The following is a 19,417-nucleotide window of genomic DNA, read 5'->3' as shown; positions in this document are numbered from 1 at the left end:
GCCTCCTCGGAGGCGTTTTCTTTTTTAGGCGGTTTGCAGGGCCGGTTTGGTTTTGCTGCGTTTGGCCAGCCAGTAGTGCGAGGCGCTGAGTCGGCCTCCACCTTGAATCAGTAAGGTGAGGTAGAGCATGGCATAGAGGAACATTGGCTCGGCGTTGGTCCAGCCTGCCGTGGTGCCGGTGGTATAGGTGGCCACTGTCATGGTAAGCAGCAGGATCAGGGCGAACAGGCGGGTTAGCATACCTGCCAAAATGGCCAGTGAAGCCATGATTTCGATGAGTATAATGATGACAAGGCTGGCGCCCGTGCCGATACCGAGCGGGTCGGCAAAGGTCGGGGCCAGATCACCGAACTGGAAAATTTTGCCGATGCCGTGGGCCAGCATCGCACCGCCGGTTGCCAGGCGTAGTAACAGAAGCAGGATATCATCGAGACGGTGGGCATTGTTGCGGCCCGAGAGAAAAGCGAGAAATCTATCCATAAGCCATATCCTTCTGAATGGGAAGAGTGGAGAGTGTTCCCATTAGACTACGGTTGTGGTTAGCCTGTGCTGAATATCGGCAATGGGAATACGGTTTTGTGATGGCGGTAACAGCGGTGGGGGCAGATGCAAAAGGCAGGTTGGGCACCTGCCTTTTTTGACTCGATGGGGACGGTAATTAGCGTCGGCCGACAGTGACCATGGCGGCGATATTGCGGGCGGTCATCTGGAGGTTGAAAGCGGCCTCGTCCAGTGCTTCGGGCAACGTCATCGCGCGGGGCACGACACTGAAGACAGCATCGATACCGTGGTCGTAAACGGCATCGCAGTCGGCAGCCAGACAGCCGGCAATACCGATCACCGGCAAGTGGAATTTTTTCGCGGTACGGGCAACCCCAATCGGGGTCTTGCCGTGAATAGTCTGGCTATCAATACGGCCTTCACCGGTGATCACCAGATCGGCATCAGCAACGATATCGGTTAGGTTGACCGCATCCATCACGATCTCGATCCCCGGGCGCAGGCTGGCATTTAGCAGGCCAAGCAGGGCCGCGCCCATTCCACCAGCCGCACCGGCACCGGCCATCTCTTTTACATCGCGCCCGAGCTGGGCTTTGATGATCGCAGCATAGTGGGCGAGGTTGGCGTCAAGCTGCGCGACCATCTCCGGCGTTGCCCCTTTTTGTGGGCCGAACACCTGCGAGGCTCCTTTCGGGCCGCATAGCGGGTTGTCGACGTCGCAAGCCACTTCCAGTCTGACCGTGGCAAGGCGCGGGTCGAGCCCCTCCATATCGATGCTGGTAATCTGGCTTAGAGCCTCACCGCCGAAACCGACCGCTTCGCCATTTGTATCAAGCAGGCGGATCCCAAGGGCTTGGGCCATACCTATCCCGCCGTCATTGGTTGCGCTGCCGCCGATCCCTACGATGATATGCTCGACCCCCTTGTCCAGTGCGGCCTTGATTAGCTCGCCGGTGCCGAAGGTGGTGGTCTTGAGCGGGTTGCGTTGTGCCGGGCTGACAAGGTGCAGGCCTGAGGCCGCGGCCATCTCGATCACCGCCGTACGACCGTCACCCAGCAGGCCGTAGAAGCCGTCAACCTGCTCGCCAAGCGGGCCGGTGACCGGGTGGTTGATAATCGTGCCACCGGTGGCATCCACCAGCGACTGGACGGTGCCCTCGCCGCCGTCGGCCATCGGGAGCTTGTGGTAGTCGGCATCGGGCAATACTTCGCGGAAGCCAGCTTCGATTGCCGTGGCAACTTCCATCGCCGTTAAACTTTCTTTGTATGAATCAGGAGCGATAACAATTTTCATGGCTGGGATTCCTTAAACGAACAGACCGAAAACACCGAAGATAAGGGTTGAAACAATGGCGATCACAAGGCCGACCGCTGACTCGTAAGGGATCAGCTTGAGGCGCTCTTGCATGTCCATGTGGACGGCACCGCCGGTGGCATGGAAGAAGCTGCCGTGCGGCATGTGGTCGAGCACCGTCGCACCGGCATGGATCATCGCCGCGCCGGCAAGAGCCGGTACACCCAACTCGAGAATCGTATGGCTGAAGACACTGGCAGCCACGGCCGTGCCAGCGGTTGTCGAGGCAGTGGCCAGTGACATCAGTGCACCGGAGATTGGTGCCAGCAGGTAAGACGGCAGGCCAGAGGCGGTCAGCACATCGATCAGGCCGCTCTTGAGGCCGGAGTTGGCAATGATGCCGGCAAGGGTACCTGTACCGAGCAGCATGACGGCAACCGGAGCCATGCGGGTTAGGCCGGAGACGGCAAAGTGGTTGCTGTCACGGAAGCGTCCCATCACGACGGCACCGATCAGGCCGCCAAGGGGTAGGGCGATCAGCGGGTCGACATTGAGTCCTGCGATTGGGCGCAGGGCCAGCAGGGCAATCGCGACCAGCGGGGCGACGATGGCGGCACCAAATGTCGGCAGGCGGCTGTGGTCTACGGTAACGACTTCGTGCTGCTGGACCTTGCTGCCGCGGTTGACCAGTTTCTTGGCGATGAAGTAGGCAAAGACCATACCGCATAGCCCTGGGATCACGCCTGCTGCCATCACGGAGGTCAGCGGAACGTTGAAGGCATCGGCCGCGGCAATGGCATTCGGGTTCGGCGACATCACGTTGCCCGCCTTGCCGCCGCCGACCATGGCCAGCAGGATCGCCATCTTGGAGAGGTCGGCACGATGGGCAATGGCCAGCGCGATAGGCGCGACGGTGATCACCGCCACATCGACGAATACGCCGACAGCGGTCAGGATCATGGTGGCGACGGCCAGTGCCAGCAGGGCACGGGTCTCGCCGACTTTCTTGACGATGGTTTCGGCAATGGTTGTCGCCGCGCCGGACTCAATCAGCACCCCGGCCAGAACGCCGGCAGCGAGGATACGCAGCACGGCTGTGACGATGCCCTGAGCGCCGCCGATCATCAGGTTGACGGTATCGGTCAGCGAGACGCCGCCGACAATACCGCCGACAAGGGCGCCAATGATCATGCCGTAGGCAGGCGGGACTTTTTTCAAAATGAGGCTAATGGCCACAATCAGGGCGGCAAGGGCGCCGAGGGTTGAGACTTCTACCATTGCTGTATTCCATGTCAGAGAAAGCGAGAATGCGTTGTTGCGCTGGACTTTACGCGGCAGGGCAGTTTTTAGCTTTAGGCGAGGTGACGAAAATGCATCACCTCAGACGTGTTTATTTGTGCAGATGCACAAATTGAGTTTTTTTGATCAGCCGCAGATGGCGAGGTAGAGACGTGTTTTGTCACTTATGTTATTGAAACTTAATAGTGTTTCTTGCTCTATTCGCTCAAGGCGATAGCGCAGGGTATTGCGGTGGATGTGGAGGGCTTCGCAGGTTTGAGCCAAATCACAATTCTGGGCAAAAAATACTTCAAGGGTCCGTAGCAGTGTTCCGCGGGGGTCATTGGCCCGGAGCAAATGCAGGGGCTGCATCAGCTGATCGTAGCGCCAGCGGTCCTGTTTGAGGCTGCTAAGCAGGACCGGCAGGATGTGGTCTTGGTAGAACAGAACCGTCTCGCCGGAGCGATCCGACTCCAGGGTTGCCTGGGCTGTGAGGTAGGATCGTGATAGTCCCTGCAGGTCGGGAAAGTATTCACCGAGTGCGATTCGGATCGTGAACTGGCTTTCCTTGGCGACTCGGCGCAGGAGCTTGTCGAGGCGCTTTCTCTCGACCTCTTTGGACCAACTGTCACCGCTCAGGGATATTGGCTTGAGGACCACGATTTCATTCATCGAGACCGAGGCGATCCCCACCAGGTTGTCGCGCTCTGGGTATTCGAGCAGATGGACCATGCGCTGGAGGTGTTCGAGCGAGAGGTTTTCCCCTGCCGATGGCAACACCTTGACGATGGCGGCAATGCGGGGCTGGGAGAGATCCAGTGCCAGTTTCTGGGCTATCGACAGCAGCTGGTTCTCGTTGAGCTCGCTGCCGCGGATCAGCTGGAGGACCAGTTCCTCGCGGTGGCGCTTGTTCCACTGGACTTGTGCCATCAGTGCTTCTTGCTCGACGATGAGTTCGGCGGTCATCTTCACCAGCTCACCGTAGTTGCGCACTTGTTCGGGCTCGCCGGAAATTCCCACCACACCGATGGCTTGGTCGCGGAACAGGATCGGCAGGTTGATGCCCGGTTTGACCCCTTTGAGCTGAAGGGCGGTGGCAGGATCGATCTCGACCACCCGGTTGTCGTTGAGGGCAAGGATCGCTCCCTCGTGGCGCTGGTTGAGGCGGGAAGGGTCGCCGGACCCGATAATCCTGCCGTATTCGTCCATGACATTGACCGAATGCCGGATGATCTTCATAGCCCGCTCGACGATTTGGCGGGCAATGGTGGCGTTGAGTTGCATTTCTGTGTCAGATCCTGAAAATGTGCGCACCGTGAGCGCATGCTGGGGCGTGGTCAAAGTGTATCACTCTCCGCACGCTTGTCATTGATGGCGTGTAAGGGGCCGCTATGGATTACGATTTTAAGAAGAACACATTAGATGGCAGTTATCATGCTGTCTTTTCAATGGGCCACGAGGTATTGGGACGCTGGTTGGTGGAAGTGGCGGGTAAGGACTTTGCGCTGATGGATACGGTGATGTCCCAGCTTGGTGCACTCAAGAACAGCACTCAAGAATGGCGGATGGTGGGCGACGAGCTGACGCTTACCCTGCAGGACAATGAAGTGGTTGTTCAGGCTAACTATCTGTTTTCAGAAGATGATACCGAACTTGAAGACAACATGGATTTTTATGATGAGGAAGCCATCGCCGTCTGTGGGTTTGAGGATTTTGCTCAGGTGCTCGATGCCTGGCGGGCGTTTGTCACGCGTTTTTAATCGGCTTGGATAGGGGGATGCCCCATAAAGGCACGGAATGCCTGTTTATAGTGAAAAGGCCGCACCAATATGGTGCGGCCTTTTTTGTTGGTGGTATAGGGATATCATTAACCTAATGATAATTAAGAGAATAAAAAGTTGGCACGGTGCTTGTTTGTTAATTAATTGTGATTAAGAGGGAATGCAGTTTGTGAGGAGCAGCGAATGAAACTAATTAACGCAATTATCAAGCCATTCAAGTTAGACGATGTACGCGAAGCACTGGCCGATGTCGGGGTCGAGGGAATGACGGTGACCGAAGTGAAAGGCTTCGGCCGCCAGAAGGGCCATACCGAGCTGTACCGTGGGGCCGAGTATCAGGTTGATTTCCTACCCAAGGTGAAACTGGAGATCGCCACCCAGTCCGACAACCTCGATGCCATCATCGACGCGATTTCCAAAGCGGCCCAGACCGGCAAGATCGGCGATGGCAAGATATTCGTCTACGACCTTGACCATGCCGTGCGGATCCGTACTGGCGAAGTAGATATGGAAGCACTGTAAGTATTAGGAGACAGGGGACAAAGCTATGGAATTGACAACAACCGTTACAGAGTTGCGCTATGCACTCGACACCTTTTTCTTTTTGCTGTCAGGGGCACTGGTAATGTGGATGGCCGCGGGGTTCGCGATGCTTGAAGCCGGGCTGGTCCGCTCGAAAAACACCACGGAGATCCTGACCAAGAACATCTGTTTGTATGCCATTGCCTGTACCATGTACCTGATCGTGGGCTACAACATCATGTATGTCGATAACGGCGAGGGCGGATGGCTGCCTTCTATCGGGATGTTGATAGGTACCCAGGCTGAGGGGGCTGACCACTCGCTGGAGTCCGACTTCTTCTTCCAGGTGGTCTTTGTCGCGACGGCAATGTCGGTGGTATCCGGTGCCGTGGCAGAGCGCATGAAGCTGGCTTCATTCCTTATTTTCTCGGTGGTGCTGACCGCGTTTATCTATCCGGTGGAAGGATATTGGACATGGGGCGGCGGCTTCCTTTCTGAAGCGGGCTTTAGCGACTTTGCCGGCTCGGGGATTGTGCATATGGCCGGTGCGGCGGCGGCGCTTGCAGGTGTTCTGATGCTGGGTGCCCGTAAGGGGAAATACGGCAAGAACGGTGAAATCTACCCAATCCCGGGCTCAAACATGCCATTGGCGACACTGGGTACTTTCATCCTGTGGTTTGGCTGGTTCGGCTTTAACGGCGGCTCGCAGCTGATGGTATCTGACTTTGAGAACGCGACAGCTGTCGGTCAGATCTTCCTTAACACCAATGCGGCTGCTGCGGCAGGTGCGATTGCGGCGCTGGCTGTGTGCAAGACAACGTGGGGCAAGGCGGATCTGACGATGATCCTCAACGGTGCCCTGGCCGGCCTGGTTGCCATTACCGCCGACCCGCTGTCACCATCGCCATTGGCAGCTGTTGGTATCGGTGTGATTGCCGGTGCTCTGGTGGTCTTCAGTATTGTCGGCTTGGATAAAATTAAGATTGATGATCCGGTCGGTGCGATTTCAGTCCACGGTGTGTGCGGTATCTTCGGCCTGATGGTCGTGCCGTTTAGCAATGCAGATGCCACCTTTGGGGCCCAGTTGCTAGGGGCTGTGGTTATCTTCGGCTGGGTATTTGGTGCAAGTCTGGCGGTATGGGCGGTGCTGAAGTACACCGTAGGTATTCGCGTAACCGAAGAGGAAGAGCTGGCGGGCATGGACCTTCACGATTGCGGTATCGATGCCTACCCTGAGTTTGTTAGTGTGAAATAAGTAACATATATTTAAATCACATCTTTTGAAAAAAGCGTCCGCGAGGATGCTTTTTTTTTGTTTGTATTTGTTACAAGCCATTGCGTTATGAGTGGGCTACATTATAATCATTCGCTATTGAGAAACATTATCATTGCATTTATCGTTACGTTAAGGGATCACCTATGAAGAAGCTGTTGGCGACTGCTATTTTGGCCGGATTGGCTGCCCCACAGGCTGCGATGGCTGCGGAAGAAGTGAATGTTTATTCTTACCGCCAGCCTTTCCTTGTTGAGCCGATGTTCAAGGAATTTACCGCGGAAACCGGTATCAAGGTTAATGTGAAGTTTGCCAAAAAAGGATTGGCTGAGAAGCTGGAGCAAGAAGGCAAGTACAGCCCGGCAGATGTGATCCTGACAACCGATATCAGCCGTTTGGTTGAACTGTCTGACAAGCAGTTGGTGCAGCCTGTCGATAGCAAGGTGATTGATAGCAATATTCCAGCTCAGTTCCGCGATAACGAGGACGAGTGGTTCGCCCTGACCCTGCGCAGTCGTAACGTGTATTCTTCCCGCGATCGTGTTGGCAAGTTGCCGGCCGATTTCGATTACAGCGATCTGGCCAAGCCCGAATGGAAAGGCAAGATCTGTACTCGTTCAGGCAAGCACCCATATAACATTTCGCTGGTGTCGTCGATGATTGCCCATTATGGCGAAGCCGAAACCAAAACATGGCTAGAAGGCGTGAAGGCCAATCTTGCGCGCAAGCCTCAGGGTAATGACCGTGCACAAGTCAAAGCCGTAAAGGAAGGCCTGTGTGATCTGGCCATCGGCAACAGCTACTACCTTGGCAAGATGGTCAATGACGACAAGCAGAAGTCTTGGGCGGAAGCGGTATACATCAACTTCCCGGGTCAGGAAAACTTCGGTACGCACGTTAACGTGAGTGGCATGGCGATGGCCAAATATGCTCCGAATAAAGATAACGCACAGAAATTGATGGAGTTCTTGACCGGCGAACAGGCGCAGCAAATGTACGCGGAGGTCAACTATGAGTACCCGGTAAAAGAAGGCGTGAAGCGTTCAGCGCTGGTGGCATCATGGGGTGACTTCAAAGCTGACGATCTGTCTTTGGATAAAGTGGCACAGTACCACAGCACCGCAATTAAGCTGCTGGATGAAGTAAAGTTTGATCTGTAGTTTGTTACAAAAAATGGGGCATAACGCCCCGTTTTTTGCTTAGAGCGACGTATTTTTTCCAATAAGCTGTGGTAGTTTCAGCGCCCCGCTGAAAGGCTGATCCTCCTGCCCGTGCAGGCCGGATATCGCAATGGCACTGCTTGATTGCAAAAGGTACTAAGTTGTAAGCAATGAAAGAAAAATATTATTTTTGGCAGGCCAGTAGTTGGGGATTATCCCTCCTGCTGGTTTTGCCTATTCTGGCTATCTTCCATAAGGCATCCGGCGAAACGGACGATGTCTTTACCCACTTGATGGCGACGGTGATGCCGACGTATGCCGGCAATACCGTATTGCTGGTGGTCGGGACTTTGGTGCTGTCATTGCTGTTTGGCTTGCCGTCAGCCTGGATCATGGCAATGTGTAAGATCCCTGGCGAGAAAGTATTACAGTGGGCCCTGGTGCTGCCGTTGGCGATGCCCGGCTATATCATTGGTTATATCTATACAGACTGGTTTGACTATGCCGGTCCTGTTCAGGTTGCCTTGCGTGATGTATTTGGCTGGCAGAGCATTCATGATTATTGGTTTCCGGATATCCGCTCGCTTGGCGGGGCCTGCATGGTACTGGCGTTAGTGCTTTATCCTTATGTTTACCTGCTGGCCCGGGCCGCGTTCATGGAGCAGAGTACCAGTCTGCTCCAGTCAGCCCGCCTGCTGCGCTGCTCACCGTGGGAGAGTTTCCGTCGTATCTCGCTGCCTCTTGCTAGGCCGTCAATCGCCGTTGCCCTGTCGCTGGTGGCCATGGAAACCCTAGGGGATTACGGTACTGTCAGCTATTTTGCCGTAAATACCATGACGACGGCCGTCTATGATACTTGGCTTGGCTATTCCAGCCTGACGGCGGCTGCCAAGATCTCCGCGCTTATGCTGTTGGCTATTTTCCTGCTGCTCAGTGCCGAGCGTTTCAGCCGCCGCCGCCAGAAGTTGTTCCAACAACAGTTTGAGCATGGCGATGATGTGCGCTACCTACTGGCCGGCCCGAAGAAATGGTTTGCGGTGGCGTGGTGTTGGGTGCTGGTTTGCTTCGCTTTCCTGTTTCCGCTTTTCCAGTTGGGTTACTACGCGTTTCATTATTTTGCCGAGAGTTGGACCAGTGAGTTTCAGCTCTATAGCCTAAATAGCCTCAGAGTCGCGTTGGTTACGGCGGTGGTTTCTGTCGCATTGGCACTGGCGGTCAATTTTTATCGCCGTCTTGATGACCGACGGGCGACGGTGGTGCCGATACGTATTTCGTCAATGGGTTACGCCGTGCCGGGTACGGTATTGGCAATCGGGGTGATGATCTCACTTGGCTGGGCCGATCACCTGCTCAATGATATCACGCTGGCTCTAGGGCTGGGCAGCCCAGGTCTGGTGTTCTCCGGGAGCATGTTTGCCCTTATCTTTGCCTTCGTTGTTCGGTTTGCCGCGGTGGCCATCGGCAGCGTAGAGAGCAGCCTTGCTAAAATCCCACCGTCGCTGGATATGGCCTCTAAAACAATGGGGTACGCCTCGTTTCAGATGCTGCGCAGGGTACACCTGCCGCTGATCCGCCGTGGTTGCCTGATTGCCGGGTTGCTGGTGTTCATTGAGTCGATGAAAGAGCTCAATGCCGCTTTACTATTGCGGCCGTTCAACTTCGAGACCCTGGCAACTTATGTTTTTAACTTTGCCTCTGACGAGCAGCTTGAGCTAGCAGCATTGCCTGCGATCCTGCTGGTCTTCGTCGGCCTGATCCCCTTGGTGATGGTTAACCGATCATTGGAGCAGAAACACTGATGAGCCATGCATTATCTATCAAGAACCTGACTTGTAAGTACAATGGTCAGGCGATACTGGAAAACTTGTCGCTGCCGGTCAGGGACAATGAGATCGTTTGTTTGCTCGGGGCGAGCGGCTGTGGCAAAACCACCTTGCTCAAGGCTATTGCCGGGCTGCTGCCGCTTGAAAGCGGCGATATTATGATCAACGAGCGGGTGATTGTCGACGCGCAGACTTGGCTACCGCCGGAGCTGCGAAATATCGGGATGATCTTCCAAGATTATGCCTTGTTTCCGCATTTGACCGTGGCCGAGAATATTGCCTTCGGCCTGCGCGGCTGGGACAAGGAGCGAGTTGCGGCCAAAGTGGCCGAGATGCTGGTGCTGGTCCACCTTGAGGGGTTGGATGATCGCTACCCGCACCAGTTATCGGGCGGTCAGCAGCAACGGGTTGCGATAGCGCGGGCACTGGCCTGCGAGCCGGATTTGATTTTGCTCGACGAGCCGTTCTCGAACATCGATACCCAAGTCCGCCACGGTTTGATCAAGGAAATTCGCCGGATCTTCAAGGCGCAGGGGGTGACGGCCATTTTTGTCACCCATAGCCGCGAAGAGGCGTTTGCCTTCGCGGATCGAATGGCGGTGATGAACAACGGGGTGATTGAGCAATTTGGTACAGCCACCGAGCTTTATTACCGCCCGAGCAGCCGCTTTGTCGCTGAGTTCCTCGGGACTGGCTCATATCTTCCGGTGACCGTAGAGCGGGACCATATGCTGTCGACGCCGCTGGGGGCATTTGATATCCATGAAACTCCGGCCGCCACGGGAGAAGTGGAATGGCTGCTGCGCCCGCAGAACCTCAGGGTGATCCCCGATGCCGATGGAGAAGGCGAGATCATCGAACAGCTTTTCATGGGAGACAGCTGCCGTTATTCGGTCGCCTTCCAGCAACATACCTTACTGGTGCATTCGCATCAGATCCTGACGGTAGGCGAGAAGGTGAGGATAGAAGTCGAGCCCCATGAGCCGGTTGTTTTTGCCATTGCCAGTTAGGGCTCGCGGGTAGTGCCTGCGTTAAGGCCGAAGGGATAAAAGCAAAAGGCCGGCAATGAGCCGGCCTTTTTATTGGCGGTGATGCTAGGAAAGCAAGGTGCCGATAAGGGTATCGGCCTGAGCCTGCATCTCTTCTTTGTTCGGATTGATGTTGGTCTGCAAGTAGAGCACGTAGCAAAGCCCCTGGAATTGCCAGGCACGCTCTTGGCCAGAGAGGGCTCCCGATAGACCTGCGTTGTCAAACTGCTCGGTAATGTAAGTGAAGTGCTTCTTGTTCTTGTTGATGAAATGCGGCCAGATTTCATCACGTACCGAGGTACTCCACTCGAACCATACTTTGACCCAGTCTTTGTCTTCGATAACCTCGTCGATTAGGCGATAGCAGATTTGGGTCAGCTGCTCTTTGAAGCTGGTCTCGTTGTTGAGGTTTTCGGTAAGCATTAGCCTGAATTGCTCTTCAATTTCGTTAAGCACCTGTTCGACTAGGGCTTCACGCGTTGGAAAATAATTGAAGACGGTCGCGACAGAGACATTGGCCATTTCAGCAATATCAGCATGCCCGGCACGGCCGATACCACGTCGTGCGAAGACATCAATGGCAAAATCAAGCAGTTGTTCTTTGCGTTTTTCAGGCGACAGGCGAGTCCTTGTTTTCTTTAGGATCGTATCCATTGATCATTTCCCTAGCTCAGTAATTTTTTTGGTTATGTTTTGTCCATACCCGCCAACTTTACAGGAGCAGTCTACTGTATTCAATCGAGTTTTAAGCAATGTGTGTCATATAATTGACATGTTCGATTAAATAACTATTACTTGATAGGGATGTTAGAATAAGACTCCATTTACCGTTGGCCGACAGGCGGCTGGTGTAGCCGTTCTGGTGGAGAGAGAGATGAAGCACACAATCGAAGTAATGATTTCTGAGCAGGATGTTCAGGCGCGTATCAAAGAGCTAGGGAAGCAAATTACCGAGCATTACAATGGTTCGGAAAATCTGGTCATGGTTGGCCTGCTCCGTGGCTCGTTTGTTTTCATGGCAGACCTTGCCCGCGCCATAGATCTTCCGCACGAAGTCGATTTCATGACAGCATCCAGCTATGGCAATACGATGGCAAGCAGCCGTGATGTACGCATCCTGAAAGATCTGGATGACGACATCAAGGGCAAGGATGTGCTGTTGGTCGAAGACATTATCGACACAGGCAACACACTTAACAAGGTGCGTGAAATCCTGTCTCTTCGTGAGCCGAATTCGATTCGAATCTGTACTTTGCTCGATAAGCCAGAGCGTCGTGAAGTTGAAGTGGATGTAGAGTGGGTTGGTTTTGAAATCCCAGACGAGTTCGTAGTGGGTGTCGGTATTGACTATGCTCAGAAATACCGTCACCTGCCATATATCGGCAAAGTAGTGCCTATTGAAGGCTAATAGCTCCGAGAAAAAAGCGACTGTATTACAGTCGCTTTTTGTTATCTGGGGTGGCAGCCGAGTGTCTTACTCTGCTTCTTTCGGAAGGATCTGCGCCATCGCGGCCTGATAGGCTACCTCAAGGCTCTCGCGGCTGGTTGCCGTAACGCCGAGATCGCTCAGTACCCCATCATTGATCCCGTAGATCCAGCCGTGAATTTTGATTTTTTGGCCTCGTTCCCAAGCATTTTGCATGATGGTGGAGTTGCCGAGGTTGTAGACCTGACTCGCGACATTGATCTCGCAGAGCTTGTCATCCCATTGTTCGCGGGGAAGCTGGCCGAGATCAGAGCGGTGCTTCATGAACAGATCACGAATGTGTAGTAGCCAGTTGTTGATCAAGCCTAGCTGCGGGTTTTCAATAGCGGCCGTGACACCGCCGCAGCCGTAATGGCCGCAGATGATGATGTGGCGGACTTTGAGTACGTCAACGGCATACTGAACGACCGAGAGGCAATTTAAGTCTGTGTGGATCACCTGATTGGCGACGTTGCGGTGGACGAACAGTTCGCCGGAGTCGAGCCCGGTCAGACGTTCTGCCGGAACCCGGCTATCGGCACAGCCGATCCAGAGGTATTCTGGGTGTTGGGCTTTGGCCAGGTGGGCGAAGAATTCCGGTTTTTCCTCCTTGATGTTTTCGGCCCAGGATTGGTTGTTTGCGAATAGCTGCTTGATATCTGCCATGATAATGCCTTTGTTTGATACAGTCTTATTCCTAGCTGGGAGAGTATCCGCTGCCAGGGCTGAACAATTTACATATTTATCCGTACTGGATCGCAGGGCGGATAGATATGCAAACCGGATTACTATACACAAGCTTGTCAGCTAGCAAATCGGATCTCTACCTGCCGACAAATCAATAACATTAAGATCGCATTTTATGAACGCATTGGAAATAAAAAACTTAAACAAAACCTACAAAGGCGGCGTGAATGCACTGAAAAGTGTGAGCCTTTGTGTTAAAGAAGGGGATTTTTTTGCGCTACTGGGGCCCAATGGTGCCGGGAAATCCACCACTATCGGGATTATCAGCTCGCTGGTGAATAAAACCTCGGGGGAGGTAAAGGTCTTTGGCTACGATCTTGATAGCCAGAAGGTGCTGGCCAAGCAGCAGCTCGGCTTGGTGCCGCAAGAGTTCAATTTCAACCAGTTTGAGACGGTTGAGCAGATCGTCGTGAACCAGGCGGGGTTCTATGGGGTCGAGAGGCCGTTGGCCAAGGAGCGCGCCAAGAAATACTTGTCTCAGCTGGATCTTTGGGAGAAGCGCAACGAGCGGGCCCGTAACTTGTCGGGGGGGATGAAGCGCCGTCTGATGATCGCCCGTGCCTTGATGCACGAACCCAAGTTGCTGATCCTCGATGAGCCTACTGCCGGGGTGGATATTGAGCTGCGTCGATCAATGTGGGAGTTCCTGCGTGAGATCAACCGCCAGGGGGTGACGATTATCCTGACGACTCACTATCTTGAAGAAGCCGAGATGCTGTGCCGCAACATCGGCATTATCAGTAAGGGCCAGCTGATCGAAAACACCTCGATGAAGAGCCTGCTGGGCAAGCTTGAAGTCGAGAGCTTTATCCTCGATATCAACCTCAACGGCAATACGCCGCGCCTTGAGGGGGTCAACTGGAAATTGCCCGACAACCACACGCTGGAGATCGACATCAACAAGGGCGAGAGCCTGAACCGGGTGTTTGTCCAGCTCAGCGAGCAGGGCATTGATGTGGTGTCGATGCGGAACAAGGCCAACCGGCTTGAGGAGCTGTTTGTGACCTTAGTGGGCAACAGCAAGAAAACAGGAGGCGAGGCATGAACCGCTTGTATTGGATCGCGTTTAAGAGCCTGATCACCAAGGAAGTGAATCGTTTCGCCCGGATCTGGGTTCAGACAATGGTACCGCCAGCGATTACCATGACGCTCTATTTCATCATATTCGGTAGCCTGATCGGCAGCCGGATCGGTGAGATGGGTGGGTTTAGCTATATGGAATATATCGTACCCGGCCTTATTATGATGTCGGTGATCACCAACTCGTACTCCAATGTCGCATCATCATTTTTCAGTGCCAAGTTCCAGCACAATATCGAGGAACTGCTGGTTGCCCCTGTGCCTAACCATATTATCATTGCCGGTTATGTCGGCGGCGGGGTGTTGCGTGGCCTTGGGGTTGGCTTGATTGTTTCGGTGGTGTCGCTGCTGTTCGTTGACTTGCAGATAGCCCATTTGGGGATTGTGGTCGCCACGGTGTTGATGACGTCGGTGGTCTTTTCGCTTGGCGGCCTGATCAATGCTATTTTTGCCCGGACATTCGATGATATCAGCATTATCCCGACTTTTGTCCTGACGCCGCTGACTTACTTGGGCGGGGTGTTTTACTCGCTCAGCCTGTTGCCGGAAGTGTGGCAGTCAGTTTCCAAGCTCAACCCGATTGTGTACATGGTCAATGCATTTCGCTATGGATTTCTCGGGGTATCCGATGTGGGGATCGGCACGTCGTTTGCGGTGCTAGGTCTGTTTACCGCGATCTTGTATGGGATCTGCTATACCCTGATCTCGCGTGGTATTGGCCTGCGTTCCTAGCGATAGCCTTGCCATACCGGTGGGCAGCTTGGTCATCAACCAAAAAATCCCGGCATTGGCCGGGATTTTTTATGGGAGCTGGGAGCTGCGATTACTCTTCGCTGTTATTTGACGCTGGCGCCAGTTCGACAATCTGGTTATCGATCAGGCGAGCCTTGCCGAGAAATACCGACATAAGGATCACCGCTTGCTGGGTGCCCTCGTCGATAGGCTGCAGGTTGGCTGCATCACGGATGTAGATTTCGTCTGGCTGCAGGCCGGCGGCACGTAGCTGGTCGCTGGCATCGACGACAAGTTCAGCATAGTCGTTGCGGCCTCCGCGCATTTGGCTGCTGATCCAACGCATGGTTCGGGCCAGCACCGGTGCGCGCTGGCGCTCGTCAACGGTTAGGTAGCCATTGCGCGAGCTCATCGCTAGACCGTCCATCTCTCGGACTGTCGGTACGCCGATAATCTCGATGTCCATCGCCATATCAGCCACCATCTGGCGGATCAATGCCAGCTGTTGGAAGTCTTTTTCGCCGAAACAGGCCACATCCGGCTGAACGATATTGAACAGCTTGGTTACCACGGTAGAGACGCCACGGAAGTGACTTGGGCGCAGGGCACCCTCTAGCATGGTGGATAGACCCGGGACGTCAACCGCTGTCTGGCGATCCAGCCCTGCCGGGTACATGACTTCCGGTGTCGGGGTGAAAACCAGATCAACACCTTCGGTGTTCAGTTTGGCGAGATCCTCATCCATGGTTCGTGGGTAGTTGTTGAGGTCATCGGCCTTGTCGAACTGCATCGGGTTGACAAAAATGCTGACTACAACCACATCAGCCTGCTCGCGAGCCTTGCGAACTAGGGTCAGGTGGCCTTCGTGCAGGTTGCCCATGGTCGGGACAAAGGCAATCCGGCGGCCTTCACGGCGCCAGATGCGTACTTGTTCACGAATAGGGGCAATCTCGGCGAATGTTTGCATCTTTATTCCTTATTCAAAGGTATGTTCCGGGCCCGGGAATATCCCGGCCTCGACATCTTCTAAGTATTTGGTCACGGCAGCGCGCATCTCGCCGGTTTCCGCCAAGTAATTCTTGGAAAAACGCGGGATGTAGTTGGCTGAAATGCCGAACATGTCATGCATCACCAGAATTTGCCCGTCGGTCGCATTCCCTGCGCCGATACCGATAACCGGTACCTCGACGGCCTTGGTGATTCGTTCGGCCAAACTGGCCGGAACGCATTCCAGCAAAATGATTTGTGCGCCGGCATTTTTAAGCAGAATAGCATCTTTTACCATTTGCTCAGCGTGGTCGGAATCACGTCCTTGCACTTTATAGCCGCCAAAAATATTTACTGACTGAGGTGTCAGGCCCAAGTGGGCGCAGACGGGTACCGCGCGCTCGGTCAGTTTGGTGACGGTTTCCGCCAACCAGGCACCGCCTTCGAGCTTGACCATGTTGGCCCCGGCGCGCATCAGCACGGCGGCGTTCTCACAGGCTTGCTCTGGGGTGCTATAGCTCATAAATGGCATGTCGGCCATCAAGAGCGAATTTGGGCTACCGGCCCGTACACAACGGGTATGGTAGGCAATGTCATCAATGCTGACCGGCAGGGTATCGGGTTTCCCTTGCAGTACCATGCCGAGTGAGTCACCAACGAGCATGACAGGCATGTCTTGCTGTTCGAAAAGTTGGGCAAAACTGGCATCGTAGGCAGTCACTGACGCGAACTTACGACCTTCTTTCTTCCATTTCATCAGGTCGTTGATGGTGATCTTTTTCATCTTTTCTCCCTTTAAGCGTTGAGCCTGTATTCAGACGTTCCAGACAGCCAAGCCGTTTCTGTCCACGCTGGCAAGCAGCGTTTTCAGCGGGGTGTTGTCCGGCAGCACCAGATCGGGTGCAATTTCTGCGAGTGGGTAGAGTACGAACTCGCGAATATTCATTCCATAATGCGGCACGGTCAGGCGGTCGCAGTGGTGTACCAGCGAGCCGTAGAGCACGATATCGAGGTCAAGGGTACGAGGCCCCCAGCGCTCGGCCTTGCGCACGCGGCCGTGCAGCTGCTCAATTGACTGGGTGCAGTCAAGCAACGCCAGCGGCGATAAGTCGGTATCGACCGCCACCACGGCATTGATATAGTCCGGCTGGTCCTGTGGGCCCATCGGGGTGCTGCTGTAGAGCGATGATACCGCCACGACCTCAAGATCCGGCTGGTCGCGAAGGGCCTTTATAGCACTGTTGGCCTGGGCGACGGGATCGCCCAGGTTACTGCCGATAGCGATATAGGCTCGGGTCATGATGATTTGGCCTGCGGCTTCTTGCGGCGGGCTGGACGGCGGCGGCGGCGTGATGTGGCCGACGAACCGTTGTTGTTAAAGTCAATCACCATTTTGTTGCGGTGGTTGCGGTCACCATGCTGGAAGCTCTCCCACCATTGGGCCAGCTCGGCAACATCTCTGCCTTCGAATTTGCCTCGGATTTCGAGGAAGTCGAAGGCCGCTCGGAACTTCGGATGCTCCATCATCTTGAATGCGCGCTTGCCACTGCGGCGGCTAAAGCGCATTTGCTGCTGCCAAATGTCACGGACCGTATTGGTATGGCGGCGTGGGATGGCGATGCTCTTAACCTGTTCATCCAGTAGGTCATTGGCTGCTACCATGAACGCATCATAGTAAGACAGGCCGCTGGCAAACGAGATTTCCTCGGCTCGGATAGTCGCCGGATACCACAGCATAGCCGCAAACATGAACGCAGGGTTGATCCGCTTTCCTTCTGCAACGCGCTTGTCTGTTGCATCAAGGATGTGCTCAAGCATTTTTTCTGTCTGGCTGCTCTGGTCTTCGGTGAAGTGGTCAGACAGCAGCGGGAACAGTTGCTGGAACAGGTTGTATTCGCGCAGTAGCTTGTAGGTGGCAAGGCCGTTGCCCGATTGCAGCAGCTTCAGGCTTTCTTCGAACAGACGGGCGGCCGGGATATCAAGCAGCAAGGTCGATAGACGCTTGATTGGCTCGGCGGTGCTGGCCTCGATCTCCATATCCAGCTTGGCGGCGAAGCGCACAGCGCGCAGCATTCGAACCGGGTCTTCGCGGTAGCGGGTTTCCGGATCGCCGATCAGGCGGATAATACGGTTCTCGAGGTCGTCTACGCCATTGACGTAGTCGGCAATCGAAAAGTCCTGAATATTGTAATACAGGGCATTGATGGTGAAGTCGCGACGTTCTGCGTCTTCTTCGATACTGCCGTAGACGTTGTCACGCAGCAGCATTCCTTCTTGGCTCTGGGCCGAGATATTGTTTTTCTTGTCCTGTGGACTAGGCTTGGCATCGGAGTGGTGGCCTCGGAAGGTCGCCACTTCGATGACATCACGGCCGAACAAGATATGGGCCAGGCGAAAACGGCGTCCGATCAGGCGACAGTTGCGAAACAGCTGCTTGATTTCTTCCGGTGTCGCATTGGTGGCGATATCGAAGTCTTTTGGTTGTTTGTCCAACAGGAGATCACGAACCCCTCCGCCGACCAAATAGGCGTCAAAACCTGCTTTGTTCAGGCGATAAAGGACCTTCAGCGCGTTTTCGCTGATATCTTTACGTGAAATGCCGTGCTCTTGGCGTTGATAGATTTGCAAGGCCTGTTCCCCGCTATCGAGATTACTACTATTTCGATTCAATATGTTACGGCAAAAGCTGGCGACTCGATTAAAGATAATACACCTCATGAATGTGATTCGGATTCAACAAACAGCCGCATATCATATATCACGGCGAGGATTTTGAGAATGCCGTACTGGGTTACAGCTCGGTTTCGAGGGTGATTGCGGTTGTTTTTGGCAACTTTTCCAGCTGCCAGTTTTCGCCGCCCCAGCGAAGAATCTCTGCTAGAGACGATGCCATCAGGTCATCATCCGGTCTCATCCCCAAAAATCGCATCGCAGCCAGCAGGGCCGGTTTGGGGTGCTGCTTGTCGATGGCCGGGGCATGGTTCTGCTTAGATAGCTTGTTGCCGTTTGTTGTTACCGCAAGGGGCAGGTGGACATAGCTGACCTCCTGCTGGCCTAGCTGGCGGTAAAGGCTGATCTGGCGGCCGGTTGGTTCGATCAGATCGGCTCCGCGTACGACTTCTGTGACACCCTGTTCGATATCATCGAGCACGACCGCGAGGTTGTAGGCGAAGAGCCCGTCCCGGCGGCGGATGATGAAATCTTCTTCCGCTAAGGCTCGCGGAATGGCGATTTGGCCATGGAGCTGGTCTGTAAAAGCGGTGACCGGCTGGGTCATACGCAGTCGGATGGCACTGTCGGCAGCTGGCAGCTGCCGGTCTCGGCAGGTGCCTGGATAGAAACCGCCAGCCTCTTTAATTTGCTTACGGCTACATCGGCAATAGTAGGCCTGGCCTTGGCTCAGCCATGTGTCGATTTGGCCTTGGTAGACCGGGTGGCGCTGGCTTTGGTAGATCACCGTGCCGTCCCAGTGCAGCCCGTAGGCCTCAAGTGTACGCAGGATGTCATCGGCGGCACCCGGCATTTCCCGAGGCGGGTCGAGGTCTTCCATGCGGACCAGCCACTGGCCCTGCTGGGAGCGGGCTTGCAGGTAGCTGCCGAGGGCGGCGACCAGCGAGCCGAAATGCAGCGGGCCCGACGGTGAGGGCGCAAAGCGTCCGATATAATCTGTCTTTGTAGTCATAAGCAAATCACTGAAATGAAAGAGGGAGCCAACGCTCCCTCTTCATAGAATGGTAGGTATACCC

20 protein-coding genes are annotated in these 19,417 nt (G+C 54.6%); 9 read left to right on the top strand and 11 right to left on the bottom strand.

Annotated elements, in window-relative coordinates; translation table 11 throughout:
- Positions 1-24: 24 nt before the first annotated feature.
- The 4 genes from ACSF8X_RS16005 to ACSF8X_RS15990 all read right to left on the bottom strand — a co-directional run bounded on the left by ACSF8X_RS16005 (position 25) and on the right by ACSF8X_RS15990 (position 4,357).
- Entirely contained in the window at positions 25-480 is a 456-nt protein-coding gene (locus ACSF8X_RS16005) for a DoxX family protein (RefSeq protein ID WP_500850400.1), read from the bottom strand.
- A 178-nt stretch (positions 481-658) separates the two neighbouring features.
- Positions 659-1,795, bottom strand: coding sequence for a glycerate kinase (locus ACSF8X_RS16000; protein WP_500850399.1), 1,137 nt, complete (start codon positions 1,793-1,795; stop codon positions 659-661).
- A gap of 12 nt (positions 1,796-1,807) precedes the next feature.
- Complete coding sequence (locus tag ACSF8X_RS15995) at positions 1,808-3,073, bottom strand: GntP family permease (RefSeq protein ID WP_500850398.1); 1,266 nt, start codon at positions 3,071-3,073, stop codon at positions 1,808-1,810.
- 147 nt (positions 3,074-3,220) lie between these two features.
- Complete coding sequence (locus ACSF8X_RS15990) at positions 3,221-4,357, bottom strand: sugar diacid recognition domain-containing protein (RefSeq protein WP_500850397.1); 1,137 nt, start codon at positions 4,355-4,357, stop codon at positions 3,221-3,223.
- 107 nt (positions 4,358-4,464) lie between these two features.
- Here ACSF8X_RS15990 and ACSF8X_RS15985 point away from each other — a divergent pair, with 107 nt between their 5' ends.
- The 6 genes from ACSF8X_RS15985 to ACSF8X_RS15960 all read left to right on the top strand — a co-directional run bounded on the left by ACSF8X_RS15985 (position 4,465) and on the right by ACSF8X_RS15960 (position 10,642).
- Positions 4,465-4,833, top strand: coding sequence for a YacL family protein (locus ACSF8X_RS15985; protein ID WP_047878619.1), 369 nt, complete (start codon positions 4,465-4,467; stop codon positions 4,831-4,833).
- Positions 4,834-5,037: 204 nt separating this feature from the next.
- Complete coding sequence (gene glnK / locus ACSF8X_RS15980; RefSeq protein WP_047878620.1) at positions 5,038-5,376, top strand: P-II family nitrogen regulator; 339 nt, start codon at positions 5,038-5,040, stop codon at positions 5,374-5,376.
- Between the two features lie 25 nt (positions 5,377-5,401).
- On the top strand, positions 5,402-6,631 hold the full coding sequence (locus ACSF8X_RS15975) for an ammonium transporter (RefSeq protein ID WP_047878621.1): 1,230 nt from the start codon (positions 5,402-5,404) through the stop codon (positions 6,629-6,631).
- Positions 6,632-6,795: 164 nt separating this feature from the next.
- Positions 6,796-7,809 carry a Fe(3+) ABC transporter substrate-binding protein gene (locus ACSF8X_RS15970; protein WP_047878622.1) on the top strand — a complete coding sequence of 338 codons (1,014 nt, stop codon included), beginning with the start codon at positions 6,796-6,798 and terminating at the stop codon, positions 7,807-7,809.
- A gap of 170 nt (positions 7,810-7,979) precedes the next feature.
- Entirely contained in the window at positions 7,980-9,608 is a 1,629-nt protein-coding gene (locus ACSF8X_RS15965) for an ABC transporter permease (protein WP_047878623.1), read from the top strand.
- Positions 9,608-10,642, top strand: coding sequence for an ABC transporter ATP-binding protein (locus ACSF8X_RS15960; RefSeq protein ID WP_500850396.1), 1,035 nt, complete (start codon positions 9,608-9,610; stop codon positions 10,640-10,642). The genes ACSF8X_RS15965 and ACSF8X_RS15960 overlap by 1 nt, the downstream gene beginning before the upstream one ends.
- Positions 10,643-10,726: 84 nt before the next feature.
- On the opposite strand, the gene ACSF8X_RS15955 is transcribed toward ACSF8X_RS15960, so the two are convergent.
- Positions 10,727-11,314 (bottom strand): TetR/AcrR family transcriptional regulator, encoded by a 588-nt coding sequence (locus ACSF8X_RS15955; protein ID WP_047878625.1) that lies wholly within the window; start codon positions 11,312-11,314, stop codon positions 10,727-10,729.
- A 220-nt stretch (positions 11,315-11,534) separates the two neighbouring features.
- Here ACSF8X_RS15955 and hpt point away from each other — a divergent pair, with 220 nt between their 5' ends.
- Positions 11,535-12,068: a hypoxanthine phosphoribosyltransferase gene (gene hpt, locus ACSF8X_RS15950; protein ID WP_047878626.1), complete on the top strand. Its 534-nt coding sequence runs from the start codon at positions 11,535-11,537 to the stop codon at positions 12,066-12,068.
- Positions 12,069-12,134: 66 nt separating this feature from the next.
- On the opposite strand, the gene can is transcribed toward hpt, so the two are convergent.
- On the bottom strand, positions 12,135-12,791 hold the full coding sequence (gene can, locus ACSF8X_RS15945; protein WP_047878627.1) for a carbonate dehydratase: 657 nt from the start codon (positions 12,789-12,791) through the stop codon (positions 12,135-12,137).
- Positions 12,792-12,987: 196 nt separating this feature from the next.
- Between can and ACSF8X_RS15940 the strand changes: the two genes are divergently transcribed.
- Positions 12,988-13,917, top strand: coding sequence for an ABC transporter ATP-binding protein (locus ACSF8X_RS15940; RefSeq protein ID WP_047878628.1), 930 nt, complete (start codon positions 12,988-12,990; stop codon positions 13,915-13,917).
- Positions 13,914-14,684 (top strand): ABC transporter permease, encoded by a 771-nt coding sequence (locus tag ACSF8X_RS15935; protein ID WP_500850395.1) that lies wholly within the window; start codon positions 13,914-13,916, stop codon positions 14,682-14,684. The genes ACSF8X_RS15940 and ACSF8X_RS15935 overlap by 4 nt, the downstream gene beginning before the upstream one ends.
- 91 nt (positions 14,685-14,775) lie before the next feature.
- Here ACSF8X_RS15935 and panC read toward each other — a convergent pair whose 3' ends face one another.
- From panC to gluQRS, 5 genes are all read right to left on the bottom strand, one after another.
- Entirely contained in the window at positions 14,776-15,651 is an 876-nt protein-coding gene (gene panC / locus ACSF8X_RS15930) for a pantoate--beta-alanine ligase (protein ID WP_500850394.1), read from the bottom strand.
- 9 nt (positions 15,652-15,660) lie between these two features.
- Positions 15,661-16,455 carry a 3-methyl-2-oxobutanoate hydroxymethyltransferase gene (gene panB / locus ACSF8X_RS15925; RefSeq protein WP_047878631.1) on the bottom strand — a complete coding sequence of 265 codons (795 nt, stop codon included), beginning with the start codon at positions 16,453-16,455 and terminating at the stop codon, positions 15,661-15,663.
- Positions 16,456-16,485: 30 nt separating this feature from the next.
- Entirely contained in the window at positions 16,486-16,971 is a 486-nt protein-coding gene (folK, locus tag ACSF8X_RS15920) for a 2-amino-4-hydroxy-6-hydroxymethyldihydropteridine diphosphokinase (RefSeq protein ID WP_047878632.1), read from the bottom strand.
- Positions 16,968-18,341: a polynucleotide adenylyltransferase PcnB gene (gene pcnB / locus ACSF8X_RS15915; protein WP_500850393.1), complete on the bottom strand. Its 1,374-nt coding sequence runs from the start codon at positions 18,339-18,341 to the stop codon at positions 16,968-16,970. Before pcnB ends, folK begins: the two co-directional genes overlap by 4 nt.
- A gap of 121 nt (positions 18,342-18,462) precedes the next feature.
- Positions 18,463-19,353, bottom strand: a complete 891-nt coding sequence (gene gluQRS / locus ACSF8X_RS15910; protein WP_500850392.1) for a tRNA glutamyl-Q(34) synthetase GluQRS — start codon at positions 19,351-19,353, stop codon at positions 18,463-18,465.
- Between the last annotated feature and the right edge of the window lie 64 nt (positions 19,354-19,417).

Source organism: Photobacterium panuliri, from assembly GCF_059920555.1.
The sequence above is the reverse complement of the archived record's forward strand: the minus strand, read 5'-3'. Positions and strand labels throughout refer to the sequence as shown.